This window comes from Massilia sp. PAMC28688, from assembly GCF_019443445.1.
Taxonomy (GTDB): Bacteria; Pseudomonadota; Gammaproteobacteria; order Burkholderiales; family Burkholderiaceae_D; genus Telluria_A.
Map to the genome: position 1 here is coordinate 3,191,506 of NZ_CP080378.1, position 20,171 is coordinate 3,211,676.

Annotated in this window: 14 protein-coding genes; 2 read left to right on the forward strand and 12 right to left on the reverse strand. The window is 60.8% G+C overall.

Features of this window, described 5'->3' with window-relative positions:
• The 10 genes from ileS to KY495_RS14315 all read right to left on the reverse strand — a co-directional run bounded on the left by ileS (position 1) and on the right by KY495_RS14315 (position 13,670).
• Positions 1-2,928 carry an isoleucine--tRNA ligase gene (gene ileS, locus KY495_RS14270; protein ID WP_219880069.1) on the reverse strand — a complete coding sequence of 976 codons (2,928 nt, stop codon included), beginning with the start codon at positions 2,926-2,928 and terminating at the stop codon, positions 1-3.
• Positions 2,929-3,001: 73 nt separating this feature from the next.
• Entirely contained in the window at positions 3,002-3,973 is a 972-nt protein-coding gene (locus KY495_RS14275) for a bifunctional riboflavin kinase/FAD synthetase (RefSeq protein WP_219880070.1), read from the reverse strand.
• A gap of 129 nt (positions 3,974-4,102) precedes the next feature.
• A complete protein-coding gene (locus KY495_RS14280; protein ID WP_229518303.1) occupies positions 4,103-5,347 on the reverse strand; it encodes a lipopolysaccharide assembly protein LapB in 1,245 nt (414 codons plus the stop codon).
• A gap of 67 nt (positions 5,348-5,414) precedes the next feature.
• A complete protein-coding gene (locus KY495_RS14285; RefSeq protein ID WP_219880071.1) occupies positions 5,415-5,846 on the reverse strand; it encodes a biopolymer transporter ExbD in 432 nt (143 codons plus the stop codon).
• A 73-nt stretch (positions 5,847-5,919) separates the two neighbouring features.
• Complete coding sequence (locus KY495_RS14290; protein ID WP_219880072.1) at positions 5,920-6,357, reverse strand: biopolymer transporter ExbD; 438 nt, start codon at positions 6,355-6,357, stop codon at positions 5,920-5,922.
• Between the two features lie 5 nt (positions 6,358-6,362).
• Positions 6,363-7,319 (reverse strand): MotA/TolQ/ExbB proton channel family protein, encoded by a 957-nt coding sequence (locus KY495_RS14295; RefSeq protein WP_219880073.1) that lies wholly within the window; start codon positions 7,317-7,319, stop codon positions 6,363-6,365.
• Between the two features lie 86 nt (positions 7,320-7,405).
• The gene (locus KY495_RS14300; protein WP_219880074.1) at positions 7,406-8,071 is read right to left on the reverse strand and encodes an energy transducer TonB; all 666 of its coding nucleotides are present in this window, start codon (positions 8,069-8,071) and stop codon (positions 7,406-7,408) included.
• Between the two features lie 778 nt (positions 8,072-8,849).
• Positions 8,850-10,376, reverse strand: coding sequence for a SpoVR family protein (locus KY495_RS14305; RefSeq protein WP_219880075.1), 1,527 nt, complete (start codon positions 10,374-10,376; stop codon positions 8,850-8,852).
• 37 nt (positions 10,377-10,413) lie between these two features.
• On the reverse strand, positions 10,414-11,682 hold the full coding sequence (locus KY495_RS14310; protein WP_219880076.1) for a YeaH/YhbH family protein: 1,269 nt from the start codon (positions 11,680-11,682) through the stop codon (positions 10,414-10,416).
• A gap of 65 nt (positions 11,683-11,747) precedes the next feature.
• On the reverse strand, positions 11,748-13,670 hold the full coding sequence (locus KY495_RS14315; RefSeq protein ID WP_219880077.1) for a PrkA family serine protein kinase: 1,923 nt from the start codon (positions 13,668-13,670) through the stop codon (positions 11,748-11,750).
• Between the two features lie 581 nt (positions 13,671-14,251).
• Between KY495_RS14315 and KY495_RS14320 the strand changes: the two genes are divergently transcribed.
• Together KY495_RS14320 and KY495_RS14325 are read left to right on the forward strand one after the other, a co-directional pair.
• Entirely contained in the window at positions 14,252-15,283 is a 1,032-nt protein-coding gene (locus tag KY495_RS14320; RefSeq protein WP_219880078.1) for an adenosine deaminase, read from the forward strand.
• The gene (locus KY495_RS14325) at positions 15,283-17,814 is read left to right on the forward strand and encodes an ABC transporter permease (RefSeq protein WP_219880079.1); all 2,532 of its coding nucleotides are present in this window, start codon (positions 15,283-15,285) and stop codon (positions 17,812-17,814) included. Before KY495_RS14320 ends, KY495_RS14325 begins: the two co-directional genes overlap by 1 nt.
• Before the next feature lie 6 nt (positions 17,815-17,820).
• Here the strand turns inward: KY495_RS14325 and KY495_RS14330 are convergent, their stop codons facing one another.
• Together KY495_RS14330 and KY495_RS14335 are read right to left on the reverse strand one after the other, a co-directional pair.
• Positions 17,821-18,813 (reverse strand): response regulator, encoded by a 993-nt coding sequence (locus tag KY495_RS14330; protein ID WP_219880080.1) that lies wholly within the window; start codon positions 18,811-18,813, stop codon positions 17,821-17,823.
• Positions 18,810-20,135, reverse strand: coding sequence for a HAMP domain-containing sensor histidine kinase (locus tag KY495_RS14335; protein WP_219880081.1), 1,326 nt, complete (start codon positions 20,133-20,135; stop codon positions 18,810-18,812). Before KY495_RS14335 ends, KY495_RS14330 begins: the two co-directional genes overlap by 4 nt.
• Positions 20,136-20,171 lie beyond the last annotated feature (36 nt).

Genomic DNA, 20,171 nt, shown 5'->3' on the forward strand with positions numbered 1-20,171 from the left:
TTATGCGAAGGTGCGCTTTTCGCCGCCGCCAAACAGGTTGGCCACGCAGCGTCCGCACAGGGTGGCGTGATCCGCATGGCTTCCCACGTCCTTGCGGTAGTGCCAGCAGCGTTCGCACTTCGGTGCCTGGGACGCGGTGACGGCGATTGCTTCTTCCGCTTCGTTGTCCACCTTGACCGCCTCGGCCTGCGAGGTGATGAAGACGAACTTGAGGTCATCCTCAAGGCTCGCCAGCAGGTCGTATTTGGGGCCGGCGGCCTTGATGGTCATCTCGGCCTGCAGCGACGAGCCGATGGCACCGGACACGCGCAAGTCTTCCAGCTCCTTGGTCACTGCGGCGCGCACGGTGCGCAGGTCGGCATATTTGGCCAGCAGGGCTTGTGCATCCGGCACCTGCGGCAGCTGCCAGTAGGTCTGGGTAAAGATGGTCTCGTCGCTGGCCGCGTAGGCGTCGGCGCCGGCAAAGATGGCCCACGCTTCTTCGGCCGTGAAGGAGAGCATGGGAGCCATCACGCGCAGCAGGCTTTGCGTGATGTGCCACAGCGCGGTCTGGGCGGAGCGGCGGGCCGGCGAATCAACGGCCGTGGTGTACAGGCGGTCCTTGAGGATATCGAGATAAAAGCCGCCCAGGTCTTCGGAGCAGTAGTTCTGCAGTCTGGCCACCACGGGATGGAATTCATAGCGCTCGTAGTGGGCCAGGATGTCGGCCTGCAGCTCGGCCATGCTGGCCACGGCGTAGCGGTCGATTTCCAGCATGTCGGCCACGGGCACGGCCTGGGTGGCGTGCTTGAAGTCGGACGTATTGGCCAGCAGGAAGCGCAGCGTGTTGCGCAGGCGGCGGTAGGACTCGGTCACGCGCTTGAGAATCTCTTCGGAGATCGACAGCTCGCCCGTGTAGTCGGTGGATGCCACCCACAGGCGCAGGATGTCGGCACCGAGTGAATCGGAGATCTTTTGCGGCGCCAGCGTGTTACCGAGCGACTTGGACATCTTCTTGCCTTCGGCATCGACCGTGAAGCCGTGCGTGAGCAGGGCCTTGTAGGGCGGGCGGCCATTGAGCATGGAGGACGTCAGCAGAGACGAATGGAACCAGCCGCGGTGCTGGTCCGAGCCTTCCAGGTACAGGTCGGCGGCAATGTCGCCTTCGCGCGCCGACTGCTCGGCGTGCGAGCCGCGCAGCACGGTCTGGTGGGTGCAGCCGGAGTCGAACCAGACGTCGAGCGTGTCGCGGTTTTTCTCGTACATGTCGGCCTCGTCACCGAGCAGGTCCTTCGGTTCGATGGTGAGCCAGGCCTCGATGCCTTTTTCTTCGAAAAGCTTGGCGATGGTTTCCAGCAGCTCCGGGGTGCGCGGGTGCAGCTGGCCGGTCTCCTTGTGCAGGAAGAAGGCCATCGGCACGCCCCACTGGCGCTGGCGCGACAGCGTCCAGTCAGGACGGTTCTCGATCATGCCGTGCAGGCGGGCCTGGCCCCAGTCCGGGAAGAACTTGGTCTCTTCGATGCCCTTGAGGGCGCTCTGGCGCAGGGTGGGGCCGCCGTCTTTCGGCGTGATGTCCATGCCGGCAAACCACTGCGAGGTGGCGCGGTAGACGATCGGGGTCTTGTGGCGCCAGCAGTGCATGTAGCTGTGGTCGAACATCTTCACTTCAAACAGGGCGCCGGCCGCGGTCAGGGCCGCGCAGATCGGCTTGGACGCTTCCCAGATCGTCATGCCGCCAAACAGGGGCAGGGTGGAGGCAAAGCGGCCGTCGCCCATCACGGGCGTGAGGATGTCGGTGTCCTTCATCCCATGCGCCTTGCACGAGATGAAGTCGTCCTGGCCGTAGGCAGGCGCGGAGTGGACCACGCCGGTGCCGCTTTCGGTGGTGACGTAGTCGGCCATGTAGACGGGCGAGAGGCGGTCGTAGAAAGGATCAGCCGCGTGGAGCGGGTGCCTGAAGCTGATGCCCTCGAACGCCGCCCCTTTGCAGGTAGCCACTACCGCCCCTTCGAGCTTGTAGCGTGCGAGGCATGCCGGCACCAGATCCTCCGCGAGGATGAGCTGCAACGGTGTCCCGTCACGGCTCGCTTCAACCAGGGCATAGCTGACCTCTGGATTCACGTTCAGCGCCTGGTTGGACGGAATGGTCCATGGGGTGGTGGTCCAGATGACGATGAAGCCTTCGCCTGCAGGGAGGGACCGCAGGCCGAACGCCGTCGCCAGCTTTTCCGGTTCCGCAAATGCGAAGCCGACGTCGATTGCCGGGTCACGCTTTTCCTGGTATTCCACTTCCGCTTCGGCCAGGGCGGAACCGCAGTCGAAGCACCAGTTGACGGGTTTGAGGCCGCGGTACACATAGCCTTTTTCGAGCAGCGTGCCGAGGGCGCGCAGTTCATCGGCCTCGTTGCGGTAGGCCATGGTCATGTAGGGGTTGTCCCATTCACCGAGCACGCCCAGGCGGATGAAACCGGCGCGCTGGCTGTCGATCTGGGCGGTGGCGTAGGCACGCGCGCGGGTCAGCACTTCTGCCGTCGGCAAGCCCTTGCCGTGCAGTTTTTCGATCTGAATCTCGATCGGCATGCCGTGGCAGTCCCAGCCCGGCACGTAGGGCGCATCAAAGCCGGCCATGGAGCGCGACTTGACCACCATGTCCTTCAGGATCTTGTTGACGGCGTGGCCGAGGTGGATTTCGCCGTTGGCGTATGGCGGGCCGTCATGCAGGATGAATTTGGGGCGGCCCTTGGCGGCGCGGCGCACGCGCTCGTAGATTTTCTTGTCCTGCCATTGCTTGACCCAGCCCGGCTCGCGCTTGGCGAGGTCGCCGCGCATCGGAAATGGGGTGTCGGTCATGTTGACCGGGTATTTGCTGGCGGGTTTGGCCTCCTGCTTTTTATTCTGCTTCTGGCCTGGCTGCGCGTTCTGCTTTTGCTCTGGTGTGGTATCGGACATATATTTCTTCAATAAGTGGATCTGTATTCTTGCGTGCGGCTCGCCGGGCCTTGCGTGGGCGGATGGTGCCGCGTCAAATTCGGTCGGTGGCGGTAAGCGCCCCGGCACGCTGGCTGAACCAGTCGCGCGCCGTGTCGCAGTCGCGCGCGATGGCGGCGGTGAGGGTGGCCAGGTCGGTGTATTTTTCCTCGTCCCGTATCTTGGACAGGAATTCAACGCGCACCATCTTGCCGTAGCAAGCCTGGGCATAGTCGAACACGTGCACTTCGAGCAGCACGCGCCCGCTGTCGGTCACTGTCGGGCGTACGCCCAGGCTGGCCACGGCGGGCAGGGGCTGGGCTGCCAGGCCATGGACCTGGACCACGAATATGCCTGACAGGGCCGGGCGGTGCGCCACGCGCAGATTGAGGGTCGGAAAACCCAGGGTGCGGCCCAGTTTTTCGCCGTGGATCACATGGCCGGACATGGAATAGGAATGGCCAAGCAGGGCGCGGGTGCGTGCAAAGTCGCCATCGGCCAGCGCCGCCCGCACGGCTGAGGATGACACACGCTGATCGCCCAGCATCACGGTGGGCAGCGTTTCGACATGGAAGCCGTGCTTGGCGCCGGCGGCCATCAGGGTGGCGATATTGCCGGCGCGCCGGGCACCGTAGCAAAAATCGTCGCCGACCATCAGCCACTTCACATGCAAGCCGTCGACCAGGATGCGGTCGGTGAAGTCTTCCGGCGTGATGCTGGCAAAGTGGGCGTTGAAGTGTTCCACGATCACGCGGTCGATGCCGGCGTTGTCGAGCGACTGCAGCTTGTCGCGCAGGCTGGCAATGCGGGTGGGCGCGCGCGACAGGTCGCCTGACTTGCGCGCGAAATATTCACGCGGATGGGGCTCGAACGTCATCACGGCCGCTTCGATGCCCAGGCCGGCGGCGGCACCGCGCACCCGTTCGAGCAATGCCTGGTGGCCGCGATGGACACCGTCGAAATTGCCGATCGTGAGCGCGCAGGGCGCCCGGGCCCGGTCATTGGGAAGTCCGCGAAATACCTTCATGGGCAACGGGGGGAAACCTTGTGTTGAGAATGTGGAAAGACAGATTATACGGTCAAAGCTAAAAAGCGCTGCCTGCAAGCATGCAGACAGCGCTTTTGTCTTACCGCACCAGTGGCAGAAACCGGGCGATCAAGCCATTGGCTTGTTGATGGCCATGATCCAGTAGCGGGCCAGGTCGGCTGCGCCATCCTTGCCGCCCACGGTTTTCAGGGTGGCAATGGCTTGCTGCTTCTTGCCCGCCGTCGCGTATGCCTGGCCGAGGTGCAGCTTGGCATCTTCAGGATACTTCAGGCCGCCTGCCTTGATGGCCGCTTCCATCATCTTCAGACCCTTGTCGGCCTGGCCGGAATGCACCAGCGAGTAGCCAAGCTTGACCAGTCCGTCCTGGTCGTTGGCTTTGATCAGGGCCGCTTCGGTTGCCGCCAGGTCGCGCGTCTGCTCGGCCAGGCTCTTGTCAGCCAGGTCCTTGAGGCGCTGGTGACGGGCCGCGTCGCCGCCCACACCCAGCACCTTGTCGTCATAACCCTTCTTGATGATCTTGACCGCTTCGCCAGGGGCGCCATCGCGCAGGGCCAGCTGGGCCAGCTCCATGTACTCGTTCGGCTTTTTCAGCTGATTGTTGGCCAGGCGCAGACGCAGCACGTCAGCGCTCAGGCGCGAGGAAAAGCCCGCCTTGCCGGTGACGCGGTTGAGCAGGTCAGCCCAGTAGCTTGGCTGTGGATAGTGCTGGGCCAGCTTTTCAATGGTCTTGACGTAGCCTTCCTTGTCGCCTTTCATGTTTTGCAGATTGGCCAGCATCTTGAGCTGGTCTTCCTGCGGCGCGCGTCCGGATTTTTCAGCCCGTTGCAGATCGCTCTGGATCAGGCGCATGGCTTCGTTGTTGTTACCCATCGAGATGTAGTTCTGGACCAGGTAGCCGCGCAGGCGGGCGTCATCGCCCTTGGCCAGTGCTTTCTGGATGGCGGCGTTGGCCTTGCCGTATTCCTTGGCGCGCATGTAGATGCCCACCAGGCCTTCGGAGAATTTGGCGCTTTCGCTGGCCGACAGGCGGCCCGAGGCGATCAGGGTTTCAAAGGAACGGGCTGCGGTGTCATAGTCGCCGGCCGAGGAGGCAGCGCTGGCGCGCACGCGTTCGATCAAATAGGATTCGTTGGCCGATTTGCCGCTGACACCATCGAGCTTGCGCAGTTCCGACAGGGCGCCGCGGGCATTGCCCTGGCTAATCATCTTCTGGGCAGCTTGCAGGGGACGGCCGATTTCCGGGCGCAGCGTTTCGGCTGCATGCGCGGTGGACAAGCCGATGACCGGGCTGACGGCGGTAAAACCGAGTGCGGCCATGGCGAGGCCGAGTTGTGCGAGGCGGGACTTGATCATTGGAAATCTTTCAATTTAAATGACAAACGGCAGGGGATACCTGCCGTTTTTGATTCAACAATAACGCTTACTGGAACTGCTCGTTGCCGACCATGCCGATCTTGGTTACACCAAGACGCTGCGCGGTCGCCATCACGCCAGCAACATATTTGTACTCAACCAGCTTGTTGGGGCGCAGGTGAACTTCAGGCTGTTCAGCCATCGCGGCCACACCAAGCATCTTTGCTTCCAGAGCCTTGCGGTCAGGAACCACTTCGCCATCCCACAGAATCGTTCCGTCAAAGTCCACGTCGATGGTCATGACGATGGGTTCAACGGTCGGTGGCGGTGGGGTACCGACTGGCATGTTCAGATTGACCGAGTGGTTCTGCTTCGGAATGGTGATAATCAACATGATAATCAAGACCAACATTACGTCGATCAAGGGGGTCATGTTCATTTCCATCATCGGTTCCGGATCCGCGTTCGGCGACGCGGACGATCCGACACTCATACTCATGGTATTTCCTTTCTAATGTTGGGACCCGCGGCCGGCGGGCGTAGTGCGGTCCCGCCGGCTGCTGAAGGAGACTTTATTTGGGCGCCATCTTATCTGGCGGTTCCGTAATAAAGCCAACCTTCTGGATACCAGCACGTTGTGCCGTGTAGACCACTTTGCCAACAAACTCATACCGAGTTCCCTGGTCACCACGCACGTGTACTTCCGGCTGCGGCAGCTTGACCGATTCCTTCTTCAGGAACTCGAACAGTTCCGTCGTATCAGCCAGGCGCGTCTGGTTGAAGTACATATCGCCGTCTTTATTGACAACGATATTGACCGTGGTCGGGCTTGGCTTCAATGCCTGGTTGGTTTCCGAAGGCAGGTTCACACGTTGCAACTTCAGAACAACCGGGCTCGTAATCAGGAAGATGATCAGCAGAACCAACATGATGTCGACGAGCGGCGTCGTGTTGATTTCTGACATGACTGCATCTTCGTCTCCGCTTTCGGAGCCGACGCTCATACTCATGGCAATTATCCGATCTTCTTAGCGCCGGCTGCGCGGCCAGCTTCGCTGGTGGACATGGCGCCCGAAATCAGTACCGAGTGAACGTCAGCGCTGAACGAGCGGACATCTTCCATGGCGGTCTTGTTGCGGCGAACCAGCCAGTTGTAACCCAGAACGGCTGGAACGGCGACCACCAGACCAAACGCGGTCATGATCAGCGCTTCACCCACTGGACCTGCAACCTTGTCGATCGATGCGTTACCCGACATACCGATGGCGGTCAGTGCGTTGTAAATACCCCAAACGGTACCGAGCAGACCGATAAACGGTGCGGTCGAACCAACGGTTGCCAGGAACGACAGGCCATCTTGCAGACGCGACTGAACTTTCTCAACAGCGCGCTGGATCGACATGGTGACCCAGGTCGACAGGTCGATCTGCTCGAGCAGGGCGCCGTCGTGGTGCACGGTAGCCTTGGTGCCGGTTTCAGCGATGAAGCGGAATGGGCTGCCTTCTTTCAGTGCGGCCGAACCAGCTGCGATCGAGGAAGCTTTCCAGAATTTCTGCTGGACTTCGGCAGCTTGCTTGCCGATCTTCATCTGGTCGATCAGCTTGGTGATGATGATGTACCACGAACCCATCGACATCAGGGCCAGGATGATGGCGGTACCCTTGGTCACGAAGTCGCCTTCGTTCCACATCGCTTCGATACCGTACGGGTTGTGCACTTCTTCCATTTCGCCTTCGGCAACTGCAGGTGCTGCCGGATCGACGGCTGGCGCGGCAGCGTCAGCGGCTGGCGCTTCGGCCGGTGCTGCAGCGTCAACTGCTGGCGCTGCTGCATCGGCGGCAGGAGCGGTAGCGTCTGCTGGGGCTGTCGCAGGAGCGTCAGCGTAGGCTGGGGCGGAAACCAGCGCCGAAGCTGCCGTAACCGAGAACAGGACAGCCGCCAAAACAGCGGACAAACGGGTATTCTTAAACATGCTTCCTCCAAATTTATAAAATAATCAGTTCGCTGAACATGATGACAACGAAAATCACGGTGTGAGGCTGAACTTCACCTCGGTTTTTATTCCAGCGTCCAGACGTACTGTACTGGCTGCCAAGCTTGTTCCGGCTTACCGTCGACCATCGCAGGCTTGAAGCGGCACTTGCCGATTGCTTGCTGCGCGGCCCGGTCCAAGTCACGGAAACCGCTTGACTTGGTGATCTTGGAGTCGACCACACGGCCGTCTACGCCGATCAGGAACGACACGGTGACCACGCCAGTTTCTTCATTACGCAACGAAGCTTTTGGGAACTCCGGTTTTGCGCACGTGTTGAAGTCTGCGACTGCTGCCTGGCGCACTGGTGCTGCTGGCGCTGCGGGAGCAGGTGGTGCGGGTGGTGCCGCCGGTGCCGGCTTCTGCAGTTCGGTGGTGGCCGGCTTGACGTTGGTGGCGCTGGCGATCACGTTTTGCGGAGGCGGCGGCTGCTGCACGTTCACTTCCACTGGCGGAATGAATGGAGGCGGCGGGGCCTTCATTTCCGGCGGTGGCGGAGGTGGCGGCACTTCCTTTGGTGGCGGAGGCTTGACTTCCTCCACAATCTTGGTTTCCACGGCTTCAGCAACCTTAGTGACCATGCGCGTGCCCAGACCGCTGACGATCCCCCAGGCCAACAACGCGTGAATCAATACGACGACTGCAATGCCAGTGAAATTCTTCCCGGGTTGCTTCTCATGCGAAAAATTCATGCCTGCTTTCTCCAATACCTACTCTTTTTTGTAGCGACTAAACCCACAAAACACGACGAAACATTGAGCCGTATCCGGGACGTCGGCGAATTATACCTACGTATTCATTTTTTACCATCCCTTTTTACCCCTTCCAAATCGGTTCGATTCATAGGTAAAAAGTCAGTCTGGAAGATGGTAATTCGGCCTGCCTGCACTGAATGTTAAAAAATGCAATACATCCTATCCCCATTTTTCTGGAGTAAAGCTTCTAACTGCAGAAAATACGACAATTTTTGGGGTGGATCGATGATTCAATGGGTCTTGCCAAGCTTAACCGAAGAATATTTACAACCGCCGTGGCGATTATGCTAACTATATCCAAAAATATTAAGCGTGCCCGTTCTATTGGAATAGCACCAATTTGGCCCGGCAGTACGCCTTGTCAGCGACCGCGCACTGGTGTCGCCACCTGGCAGTGCGCTTCCACCGGAAGGCAGCGATGCCCTCAGCTATGCGGCTGGGGAATGACCGTCATCACGTTCGCAATATAGCATAAGCTCGTCCGAAGACTAGCGTTTTTTTGCTAGGGGATGGCAAAAGAATTGCCGGTCACTGGCATGCACTGGGAAGGGGGGCACGGTAGTGTTGTTGCTAAGCCATATTGACAAGCAAGATGTTGCTTTGGACAGGGATGTTGCTGCCGCCACTACGCCGGGATGGCGCGGGCGCCACCCCGCCAACGGTGGGTTGGTGGGGCGGGTGGGCGGGGAAGGCGGGCCCGACGGCCCGCAAGAACTCAGTCGCGGTGCCGTTTTTCGCGCTTGCACTCGAGCGTGCTCACGATATTGCCGTCCGGGTCGACCGTATCCAGGCGCACATCGAAGCCCCACAGGCGCGCCACATGCTTGAGCACTTCCTGGGCCTGCTGGTTGAGGGGGCGCCGCAGATACTGGGTGTGGCGCAGGGTGAGGGCGCGGTCATCGCGGGTATTGACCTGCCATACCTGGATATTCGGTTCGCGGTTGCCCAGGTTGTACTGGTCGGCCAGCTTCTGGCGCACCTCGCGGTAGCCGCGTTCGTCGTGGATGGCGGAAATGGTGAGCTTTTCGTTCTGGTCGTCGTCGAGCACGGCAAAGAAGTGGAAATCGCGGATCAGCTTGGGCGAGAGGTACTGGGCAATGAAGCTCTCATCCTTGAAGTTGCGCATGGCAAAATCAAGCGTCTTGCGCCAGTCGCTGCCGGCAATGTCGGGGAACCATTCACGGTCTTCGGGCGTGGGGTCTTCGCAGATGCGGCGGATGTCCGTCATCATGGCAAAGCCAAGCGCATACGGGTTGATGCCGCTGTAATACTGGCTGGTGGCCGGCGGCTGGTAGACCACGTTGGTATGGCTTTGCAGGAACTCCATCATGAAGCCGTCGCCCACCACCCCTTCCTTGTACAGCTCCTGCAAGATGGTGTAATGCCAGAAAGTGGCCCAGCCTTCATTCATGACCTGGGTCTGGCGCTGGGGATAGAAATACTGGGAAATCTTGCGCGTGATGCGGACCATTTCGCGCTGCCAGGGTTCCAGCAAAGGCGCGTATTTCTCAATGAAGTACAGCAGATTTTCCTCGGGCTCGGGCGGAAAGCGCGGCACCACGGCGTCTGCCACTTCCTCGTCGCGCCGCGGCACGGTGCGCCACAGGGCATTGACCTGCGACTGGGCGTATTCCTCGCGTTCCTTCTGGCGCGCGTTCTCCTGGGCCATGGACAGCTTGGCCGGGCGCTTGTAGCGGTCCACCCCATAGTTTTGCAGCGCATGGCAGGAATCGAGCAGCAACTCGACTGCATCGATGCCATGCCGGCGCTCGCATTCGGCAATGTAATTCTTGGCAAACACCATATAGTCAACAATGGCGTCGGCATCGGTCCAGGTGCGGAACAGGTAGTTACCCTTGAAGAAGGAATTGTGGCCGTAGGCGGCGTGGGCAATGACCAGCGCCTGCATGGTCAGGCTGTTTTCCTCCATCAGGTAGGCGATGCAGGGATTGGAATTGATGACGATCTCGTAGGCCAGGCCCATCTGCCCGCGCTTGTAGCTTTTTTCCGTGGACAGGAAATGCTTGCCGAAGGACCAGTGGTTGTAGGACACGGGCATGCCGACCGAGGTGTAGGCATCCATCATCTGCTCGGCGGTGATGATTTCGAGCTGGTTGGGATAGGTGTCGAGGCCGAAGTTGGCGGCCACGCGGCGGATTTCTTCGTGCGCGTGCTCGATCAGGTCGAAGGTCCACTCCGACTGTTCGGGCAGGGCGCGCGGATGTTTCGGGTCTCTTGGCATGGTGTGCCTCTCTATAACTGCCCCGGCGTCAGGATGGCTACTTGGGCTGCTTCTTGAACAGCTCGCGGAAGACCGGGTAAATGTCGGCCGGGGTCACGATTTTTTGCATGGCAAAGTGTTGATGGTGCTCGCCCACTTCACTGTATTGCTCCCACAGGTTCTGGGGCGGCCCGTCCGTGATCTCCACATACGTGTAGTACTGGACGGCAGGCATGATGGTGTCGACCAGCAGCTGCTTGCACAGGACCGAGTCATTGTCCCAGTTGTCGCCGTCCGAGGCCTGGGCCACGTAGCTGTTCCATTCGCCGCTGCCGTAGCGCTCGCTGATAATCTTGTGCAGCAGGTGCAGGGCCGAGGACACCACCGTGCCGCCCGACTCGCGCGAATGGAAAAAATCGTCCTCGTCCACTTCGGCCGCTGCCGTGTGATGGCGGATGAAGACGACCTCAATCTTGTCGTAGGCGCGCTTGAGGAACAGGTAAAGCAGGATGAAGAAGCGTTTGGCCGTATCCTTGCGCTGTTCATCCATGGAGCCGGACACGTCCATGATGCAAAACATCACGGCCTGGGTCATGGGCTTGGGCACCTTGATGCGGTTGCTGTAGCGCAGGTCGAACGGGTCAATGAAGGGGATCGCCAGCAGCCGCGTGTGCAGATGGTGCACCAGGCGCTTGAGTTCGACCACGCGTGGCGCGTCCAGCGGCTCGCCATCGAGCAGCAATTGTTCCAGCTCGCGTTCGGCCTCGGCCAGTGCCTTGCGCGAACTGCCGCCCACGGCAATGCGGCGGCCCAGCGCCCCGCGCAGCGAACGCAATACATGGATGTTGGACGGCGTGCCCGACATGTTGTAGCCGGCGCGCTGGTTCTTGAATTCGGTGGTGGCGGTCAGCTGGGTCTTGACCATATTGGGCAGCTCGAGGTCTTCGAAGAAATAATTCATGAATTCTTCGCGCGAGAGCTCGAAGATGAAATCGTCTTCGCTGGTCTGGTCACTGTTGCCGGCCTTGCCGCGGCCCGCGCCGCCGCCGCCGCGCGGACGGTTGAACTGGTCGCCCTTCTGGTATTCCTTGTTGCCGGGGTTAATGGTTTCCCACACGCCGCCATGGGCGTGGCCGAAATTGGGCTCGTTCACGTCCTTGACGGGAATCGAGACCTTTTCGCCATTTTCAATGTCGGTGATGGAACGGCCCTTGATGGCGCGCCCCACCGCATCCTTGATCTGGCCTTTGTAACGCCGAAGGAAGCGCTCGCGGTTAATCGCAGACTTGTTCTTGCCTTGCAAGCGTCGATCGATGAGATAAGTCAAAACGGGCCTCCTGCTTCAAACCTGCCGCGCCGCCCCTCCCGGCAGGGAAGGGCGGGTGCGCCGCGTCAGGACGACTTGCGTACGCGCAGATACCACTCGCACAGCAGGCGTACTTGCTTTGCGGTATAACCTTTTTCCACCATGCGGGCCACGAAGTCGGCATGCTTGTTGGCGTCTTCGGCGCTGGCCTTGGCATTGAACGAAATGACGGGCAGGAGTTCCTCCGTATTCGAGAACATTTTTTTCTCGATGACGGTGCGGAACTTTTCATAGCTGGTCCAGGCCGGATTCTTGCCGCCGTTGGTGGCCCGGGCCCGCAGCCCGAAATTGACGATCTCGTTGCGGAAATCCTTGGGATTGCTGATGCCGGCCGGCTTTTCTATCTTTTCCAGCTCGCTGTTCAGGGCGTCGCGGTCGAAACTCTCGCCCGTGTCGGGATCGCGGAATTCCTGGTCCTGGATCCAGAAGTCGGCAAACGTGACGTAGCGGTCGAAAATGTTCTGGCCATATTCGGAATAGCTTTCCAGGTAAGCGGTCTGGATTTCCTTGCCGATGAATTCGACATAGCGCTGGGCCAGATGTTCCTTGATGTACGAGAAGTAGCGCTGCTCCGTTTCCGGCGGAAACTGCTCGCGTTCGATCTGCTGCTCGAGCACGTACAACAGGTGGACCGGGTTGGCCGCCACTTCTGTATTGTCGAAGTTGAAGACCTTGGACAAGATCTTGAAGGCAAAGCGGGTCGACAAGCCATTCATGCCCTCATCGACCCCGGCGTAATCCACATACTCGTGCATGGACTTGGCCTTGGGATCGGTATCCTTCAGGTTTTCACCGTCATAGACAAGCATTTTCGAGAAGATGCTGGAGTTTTCCGGGTCCTTCAGGCGCGACAGGATGGCGAACTGGGCCATCATCTTCATGGTGCCGGGCGCGCACGGTGCGTTTTCCAGCGACGAGTTGCGAATCAGCTTGTCGTAAATCTTGATTTCATCGGACACGCGCAGGCAGTACGGCACCTTCACTATATAGATACGGTCAAGGAATGCTTCATTGTTGCGGTTGTTGCGGAAGGTTTTCCATTCCGACTCATTGGAGTGGGCCAGGATGATGCCGTCGAAGGGAATGGCGCCAAAGCCTTCCGTGCCCTTGTAATTGCCTTCCTGGGTGGCCGTGAGCAGGGGATGGAGCACCTTGATGGGCGCCTTGAACATTTCCACGAATTCCATCAAGCCCTGGTTGGCCAGGCACAGGCCGCCGGAATAGCTGTAGGCGTCCGGATCGTCCTGGGCGTAGTCTTCGAGCTTGCGGATGTCGACCTTGCCCACCAGCGAAGAAATATCCTGGTTGTTTTCGTCGCCCGGCTCCGTCTTGGAAATGGCAATCTGCTTGAGCACCGACGGGTAGCGCTTGACCACGCGGAACTGGTTGATGTCGCCGTTAAATTCGTGCAGGCGCTTCACAGCCCACGGGCTGGGGATGGTGCGCAGGTAGCGGCGCGGGATGCCATAGTCTTCTTCGAGGATCGTGCCGTCTTCTTCCTCGTTAAACAGGCCAAGGGGCGACTCGTTCACAGGCGAGCCCTTGAGGCAGTAGAACGGCACCTGTTCCATCAGGACCTTGAGTTTTTCCGCAATGGACGACTTGCCGCCGCCAACGGGGCCGAGCAGGTAGAGGATTTGCTTGCGCTCTTCCAGGCCCTGGGCAGCATGGCGGAAGTAGGAAACCACCTGTTCGATCACTTCCTCGGTACCGTAGAACTCCTTAAAGGCAGGATAGATCTTGATGACCTTGTTGGCAAAGATGCGCGACAGGCGCGTGTCGTTGCGGGTATCGACCAGGGTGGGTTCGCCAATGGCGGCCAGCATGCGTTCGGGCGCGCTGGCATAGGTCAGCCGGTCCTTCTTGCACAGTGCCAGATATTCTGAGAGGGAATATTCCTCTTCCCGGGTACGCTCGTAGCGCGCTGCGTAGTTGTCAAAAATGGTCATTTGAATGTCCTTTAATGGTCAAACACTACATCAATGTCACCGGCCGTCGTACCGTTGGCATCCCGGGCTGTGTGCCCATTGCGCCGTTGCTTGTCGCTCCTCGTTGTCTTGACAATCATTTTTGTTCCCATTAATGCGAAACAAAACTTATTGCAAAGATGATTATTTTTATGCCGGAAAGACTGGGTTTCCTGCCGGTGATTTGTGCGGCTGCAAGGTATTCTTACGCCTATGAAATTTATTATGTGCCTAATAGTTCCCGAAGTCAAAGCAATGTCGTGCAAGCGTTTGTAACGAATTTAAGCGTTTGATTTATAACGAAAAAACTGCAAATTAATGTGGAGAAATGGTGACGAAACGGCGCTTTGATAGCGCTTTATTATGCTTGTGAAGCGATGACTTTTGCGTTAATTCAAACCTTCCGCCGTATCTCCACGCTTGATTGGATATTGCATGATCTTGATGCGGTACGGCGCACGTGTTTGTGCCGGGCGCGAGGATTTTATGGCGCTCCCGATGCCCGCCGCAGGCTTGCGCTACACTGCGGGTTAGCCATTTTTTTCACCGCCAGGGAGCACTGCATGCCGAACCACGCGATCCGGGATATTGTCCAGCGGATGCCGAAAGCAGAGTTGCACATCCATATCGAGGGCTCGCTCGAACCCGAGCTGATCTTTGAGCTGGCGCGCCGCAATGGCGTCGCGCTGGCCTATCCCTCGGTCCAAGCCTTGCGGGCGGCATATGCATTTACCGATCTGCAATCGTTTTTGGATATTTATTACGCGGGCGCCAGCGTGCTGCTGACCGAGCAGGATTTCTACGACATGACGGCCGCCTACCTGGCCCGTGCGCATGCCGACAACGTCTTGCATGCAGAAATTTTCTTCGATCCCCAGACCCATACCGACCGCGGCGTGCCGTTCGAGACCGTGATCAATGGCATCTGGCGTGCCTGCCAGGAAGGTCCCATCAGCGCGACACTCATCATGTGCTTCCTGCGCCACCTGTCCGAAGAGGACGCCATGGCCACCTTGGAGCAAGCCCTGCCGTTTCTGGACAAGATCATTGGGGTGGGACTGGACTCGTCCGAGCGCGGCCATCCGCCCGAGAAATTCGCGCGCGTATTTGCCCGCTGCCGCGAGCTGGGCCTGCACCTGGTGGCCCATGCGGGCGAGGAAGGGCCGCCTGCCTACATTGAAACGGCGCTTGACGTGCTGCAGGTCGAGCGCATCGACCACGGTGTGCGCTGCCTGGAAGACCCGGCCCTGGTGGCACGGCTGGCGCGCGAGCAGGTGGCGCTCACCGTATGCCCGCTGTCCAACGTCAAGCTGCGCGTGTTTGGCGAGATGAACCAGCACAACCTCATCGCCCTGCTCGACGCGGGACTGGCCGCTACCGTCAATTCGGACGACCCCGCCTACTTTGGCGGCTACATGAATGCCAATTTCCTGGCGGTATGTGACGCCCTGCCCCTGACGGCAGGGCAGGCCAGACGCCTGGCGGCAAACAGTTTCCAAGCCTCCTTCCTCGCGCCTGCTGCAAAGCAAGCTTTCCTGGAACAAGTTGATCAATTTTTCACGGCCCTGCCTGGCCACGCTGAAGCGCTCACCTGATGCTTATCCAATCCCTCCGCATGACCGCGCGCGACTGGCGCGCCGGCGAGCTGCGTTTCCTGCTCATTGCCCTCATCGTGGCCGTGTCGGCCATGTCCGCCGTCGGCTTCTTCATTGACCGCATGCGCACCGCGCTCGACCGCGATGCCCACCAGCTGCTGGGCGCCGACCTGCTCATCAATGCAGACACACCGGTCACGCCCGACTGGCGGGCAGAGGCGGCGCGGCGCGGCCTGGTGCTGGCCGACACCGTGACTTTCCCCAGCATGGCGCAAAGCGGTGAAGGCGAGCTGTCGACAGCGCAGCTGGCCTCGGTCAAGGCAGTCTCGCCAGGCTACCCTTTGCGCGGCCAGGTCAAGATCACCACCAATGCTGACCAGGCGTCCCTGGCCCAGGGCCAGGCAACCGACACCACGCCCGCGCCCGGCACGGTGTGGGTAGACCCTAATATCTTAACGGCCCTCAAGACGGACGTTGGCAGCAAGCTGCGCATTGGCGAGCGTGAATTTACGATCGCCCAGGTCATTGCCACCGAGCCCGACCGCGGCCCCTCGTTTGCCAATTTTGCCCCGCGCGTCATGCTGGCCCTGACCGACCTCGACGCCACGGGCTTGCTGGGCACCGGTTCGCGCGTGACCCATCGCCTGCAAGTGGCCGCGCCGCCGGGCGTCGACATTGGCAAGGTGCGCGAATTCGAAGCCTGGGTAAAACAGAAAATTGTCGACGGCAAGATCAAAGGCGTGCGGGTGGAATCGCTGGAAAACGGCCGCCCGGAAATGCGCGCCACGCTTGACCGCGCCGACCGCTTCCTGTCGCTGGTGGGCTTGCTCTCGGCCATGCTGGCGGCGGTGGCCGTGGCCATGGCCGCGCGCCGCTTCATGCTGCGCCACCTGGATGCCTGCGCCATGCTGCGCTGCCTGGGCCTGACCCAGAACCAGGTGACGGCCCTGTACCTGATCGAATTTGCCCTGGTGGGACTGGTGGGCAGCCTGCTGGGCGTGCTGGTGGGCTTTGCCGGCCATTATGTGCTGCTAGAACTGATCGGCTCGCTGCTGGCGACCGATTTGCCGCCGGTCTCTTTCCTGCCTGCCTTGCAGGGTGTGGCCACCGGCATGCTGCTGCTGATTGGCTTCGCCTTGCCGCCAGTGCTGCAGCTGCGCAATGTGCCGCACAACCGCGTGATCCGGCGCGAGCAGGCCGCGCCCAAGCCGCTGGCGCTGGCCACCTATGGCATGGGCGTGTGCGTGTTCGTGCTGCTGCTGTTGTGGCAGGCGGGCGACGTCAAGCTGGCGCTGGCCACCGCGCTCGGTTTCCTGGGCGGCTTTGCCGTTTTCGCACTGGTGGCCTGGCTGGGCATTGCTTCGCTGCGCCGCTTGCGCGGCCTGATCAACCACCAGAGCTGGCGCTTTGCCGTCACGTCCCTGCAGCGGCGTCCCGGTGCCACCGTGGTGCAGGTGGTGTCGCTGGCGCTGGGCCTGATGGCGCTGCTGCTGCTGACCGTCGTGCGGGGCGACCTCATGAGCGCCTGGCGCAGCGCCACGCCGCCGGACGCCCCCAACCGCTTCGTGATCAACATCATGCAGGACCAGAAGGCCGACATCGAGCGCCGCCTGGCCGCCGCCGAGGTGCGCGACGTGCTGCTGTACCCGATGATCCGGGGCCGCCTGACGGCCGTCAATGGCCAGCCGGTCACGCGCGAGAGTTACCAGACCGATGATGCCCGGCGCCTGTCGGACCGCGAATTCAATCTCTCCACCACCGCCGACCTGCCGCCCACCAACGAAATCATTGATGGCAAGTGGTACCAGGATGGACCCGGCGTGGCCGAGGCGTCGGTGGAGCAGGGCATTGCCAAGACGCTGGGCTTGAAGCTGGGCGACACGTTGCGCTTCAATGTGGGTGGTCTGGATGTGGACGCAAAGGTCACCAGCCTGCGCAAGCTGGAGTGGGGATCGATGCGCGCCAACTTCTTCGTCATCATCAATCCCGCCGCCATGCAGGATGCGGCCCAGACCTACATGACGGCGTTCCACCTGCCGCAGCAAGCGCAGGCCCTGCCCAATGCCCTGGCGCGCGAGTTTCCCAACCTGACCGTGATCGATGTCAGTGGCATCATCCGCCAGCTGCAGGATGTGCTGGACCAGGTGGTGACGGCGGTGGAATTCCTGTTCGCCTTCACGCTTGCCTCGGGCGTGCTGGTGCTGTATGCGGCGCTGATGGGGTCGCAGGATGAACGCACCCGCGAGGCGGGATTGCTGCGCGCGCTCGGGGCCACCCGGCGCCAGTTGTCGCAGGCGCAGTGGATCGAGTTTTCGCTGGTGGGCGGCCTGTCCGGCCTGCTGGCAGCGTCCGGCGCCGCGGCACTGGGCTGGGCCCTGGCCACCTACCAGTTCAAGTTCCCGTGGACCTTCAGCCCCGTGGTGTGGCTCGCCGGGCTGGTGGTGGGCGCACTGTGCGCCATCATTGGCGGCTACCTGGGCCTGCGCAATGTGCTGCGCCAGCCGCCGCTGCAGACACTGCGCGAAGCGTAATCAGCTTCAGCCGGCGCTGGCGCGCTCGCGCAAGAATTGGGAGAACGAGCTGGCCGGTTCCGCCAGTTCGCCCGGCGCCAGGTCGAACAGCGCCCAGTAATAATCCTGCTTGCCGCGGCAGATCTGGGCCGGCGCGATGTACTTGTGCCACCCTTGTGAAAAGTCGCGCGAGAACATGCCGTCGCCATCGCGGAACCAGGGGATGATGCAGCGCTCGCGCAGCGCGTCCAGCAGGGAAGTGGGGGCGTCGTTGTCGCAGGCCACCTCGTAGTGCGAATCCATGCTCGCTTCGGTCTCCACCACCAGCAGCTTGGCCGCGCCATCGCTGTTGTACATGAGGATGCCGGCCGGGCTGGAATACACGTAGTGCTCGACGATGCCGTGCTCCCGGATCAAGTCCCGCACCAGCGCCACAAAGGCCGGATCGCTCACGAAACCATAGTTGTTCACGGCCAGCATGTCGCGCAGGGGGCCGGAGCGGGCAGCGAAATATTCATCCTGCAGTGCTGTGATTTCGCTTTCCAGCCGGTCGAGCGCATCGTCGTCGCTCTTTTTGATATAGCGGTCGATCAGGCCACGGTTGAAGGCATCGACCGCCACCTTTTCGTCGGCCACGCCTGTAAACAGGATTTTTTTGCAGGGCAGGGCGCGCAGCGCCTCGCACAATTCCACGCCATTCATTTGCGGCATCGAGTAGTCAACGACCACCACCGAGGGCGTGAGGAAGCGCTGGCGCTTGAAGCTGATACGGTGGATCTGGTCGATGTCAAAGGCGACGCTGCATTCTTCGTGCGAGCGCGGATAGGTGTCGTAAGTCGGATGCAGGCCATTGCCGAGTTGTTCGCCCCGTTCCTGCAGCCATTCCAGGGCGGCGCGGGTATCGTGAAAGGCCTTGCTGGCCAGGGCCGGGTCAAGCTGGAATGAGAGGCTTTTCAAAAAGCTGTCGCTGTCGTCAATCAGGACGGTCAGGCTGGGATGATGGTAGATCGGGAGACTCATGAAAGTGGTTCCTGGTGGGGGAATACGCGGGGTGCAGGGGCGGGGCGCGGCCTGGGAAATTCGAGCACGAACATGGTGTAGGCCTGTTCGCGCGACTTGCAGATGATGCGGGCATGCCAGGCATCCATGATCTCCTTGCACAGCGCCAGCCCGATGCCGGAACCGGAATTGGCCGGATACGAGTAGAAGCGCTGGAAAATCAGCGGCAGCCGGGCCGCCGGGATTCCGCACCCGGTATCGATAAAGAGCAGGCGCGGCCTGGCATGATTGCCGTCGATGATGATGCGGATGCGTCCCTTGCCCGCCCGCTGCAGCGCCTTGAGCGAGTTGCGCAGCAGGTTCAAAAGGATGACCACGGACAGTTCATGGCGGCCTGCGAAAGTAAAGTCGGCGCGCACGTCGACCCTCACCGCGTCGCGCTGGGACTGGGTCGCAAACGGGTAGCGCCTGATCACCGCTTCGACCACCGATTGCATCGATACCTGTTCATCGGCTTCGAGCTGCTGGCGCACGGCGCTGGCGGAGAGCAGGAACAGGTCCACCATGTGGTTCATGTGGCGCACTTCATGCTGGATGCGGCCCATCGCTTCAGCCAGCGCGTGCCAGTCGGCAGCTGATGGGTCACGTCCTGAAGCGATGCGGCGGTTAATTCCGCGCACATTGGCGTCCACGCTCACCAAAGGCGTGCGCAGTTCGTGCGACACGGTGGCCAGCGCCTGCGCCATGCCGGCCAGCTTTTCATTGGCCAGCACGCGCCGCCCTTCCTTGGCCAGCGAAATGACGACGATGGTGAAGGCATAGATTGGCAGATGCTCGAGTACTTCGCGGCGTAGCAGAAAGGCCGGGTCGCCCAGCACCGCAAACAGCGCGCAGGCGGCGGCCACGCCGGCGGCCAGGCTGAAGAGAGCACAGCGAAACGGGAAATGAAACAGGACGATCAGGGAAATGAGCAGCGACTGCGCCCACACGAGCGAGCCAGCATTCATCAGGTACAGGAAGGTGAACTGAAACGGCAGCACGTAGGTGACGGCAAAGGCAAAGTAAGCATCGCGCCAGCGGCCCTTGAACAGGTCATTGGCCCACGGCGCCGGCAGGCACAGGGCCATGCCCACCAGGCGCAGCAGCAGATTGTCGTAGGGCTGGGGGAACCAGTAAGTCCAGATCAGGTAATAGGCGGGCATGCCAATGCAGCCAACCCACGACAGCACGATGAAGCGCCAGGTCTCGCGGTCAAATTTGCGTTCGTGGCGCAGGAAGGCGCGCACAAAATTTTGCTGCAGCGCCAGGACGGTCTGTCCGGGAAAGCGGGTCAATGTGCCCATGAAGCCGTCTCGTATGTTCTTGATATTTCTCAATTG

Bases quoted from the DNA above. Each gene is read 5' to 3' on its own strand.
- ileS (WP_219880069.1), bottom strand. From the start codon at position 2,928: ATGTCCGATACCACACCAGAGCAAAAGCAGAACGCGCAGCCAGGCCAG.
- KY495_RS14275 (WP_219880070.1), bottom strand. From the start codon at position 3,973: ATGAAGGTATTTCGCGGACTTCCCAATGACCGGGCCCGGGCGCCCTGC.
- KY495_RS14280 (WP_229518303.1), bottom strand. From the start codon at position 5,347: ATGATCAAGTCCCGCCTCGCACAACTCGGCCTCGCCATGGCCGCACTC.
- KY495_RS14285 (WP_219880071.1), bottom strand. From the start codon at position 5,846: ATGAGTATGAGTGTCGGATCGTCCGCGTCGCCGAACGCGGATCCGGAA.
- KY495_RS14290 (WP_219880072.1), bottom strand. From the start codon at position 6,357: ATGAGTATGAGCGTCGGCTCCGAAAGCGGAGACGAAGATGCAGTCATG.
- KY495_RS14295 (WP_219880073.1), bottom strand. From the start codon at position 7,319: ATGTTTAAGAATACCCGTTTGTCCGCTGTTTTGGCGGCTGTCCTGTTC.
- KY495_RS14300 (WP_219880074.1), bottom strand. From the start codon at position 8,071: ATGAATTTTTCGCATGAGAAGCAACCCGGGAAGAATTTCACTGGCATT.
- KY495_RS14305 (WP_219880075.1), bottom strand. From the start codon at position 10,376: ATGCCAAGAGACCCGAAACATCCGCGCGCCCTGCCCGAACAGTCGGAG.
- KY495_RS14315 (WP_219880077.1), bottom strand. From the start codon at position 13,670: ATGACCATTTTTGACAACTACGCAGCGCGCTACGAGCGTACCCGGGAA.
- KY495_RS14320 (WP_219880078.1), top strand. From the start codon at position 14,252: ATGCCGAACCACGCGATCCGGGATATTGTCCAGCGGATGCCGAAAGCA.
- KY495_RS14325 (WP_219880079.1), top strand. From the start codon at position 15,283: ATGCTTATCCAATCCCTCCGCATGACCGCGCGCGACTGGCGCGCCGGC.
- KY495_RS14330 (WP_219880080.1), bottom strand. From the start codon at position 18,813: ATGAGTCTCCCGATCTACCATCATCCCAGCCTGACCGTCCTGATTGAC.
- KY495_RS14335 (WP_219880081.1), bottom strand. From the start codon at position 20,135: ATGGGCACATTGACCCGCTTTCCCGGACAGACCGTCCTGGCGCTGCAG.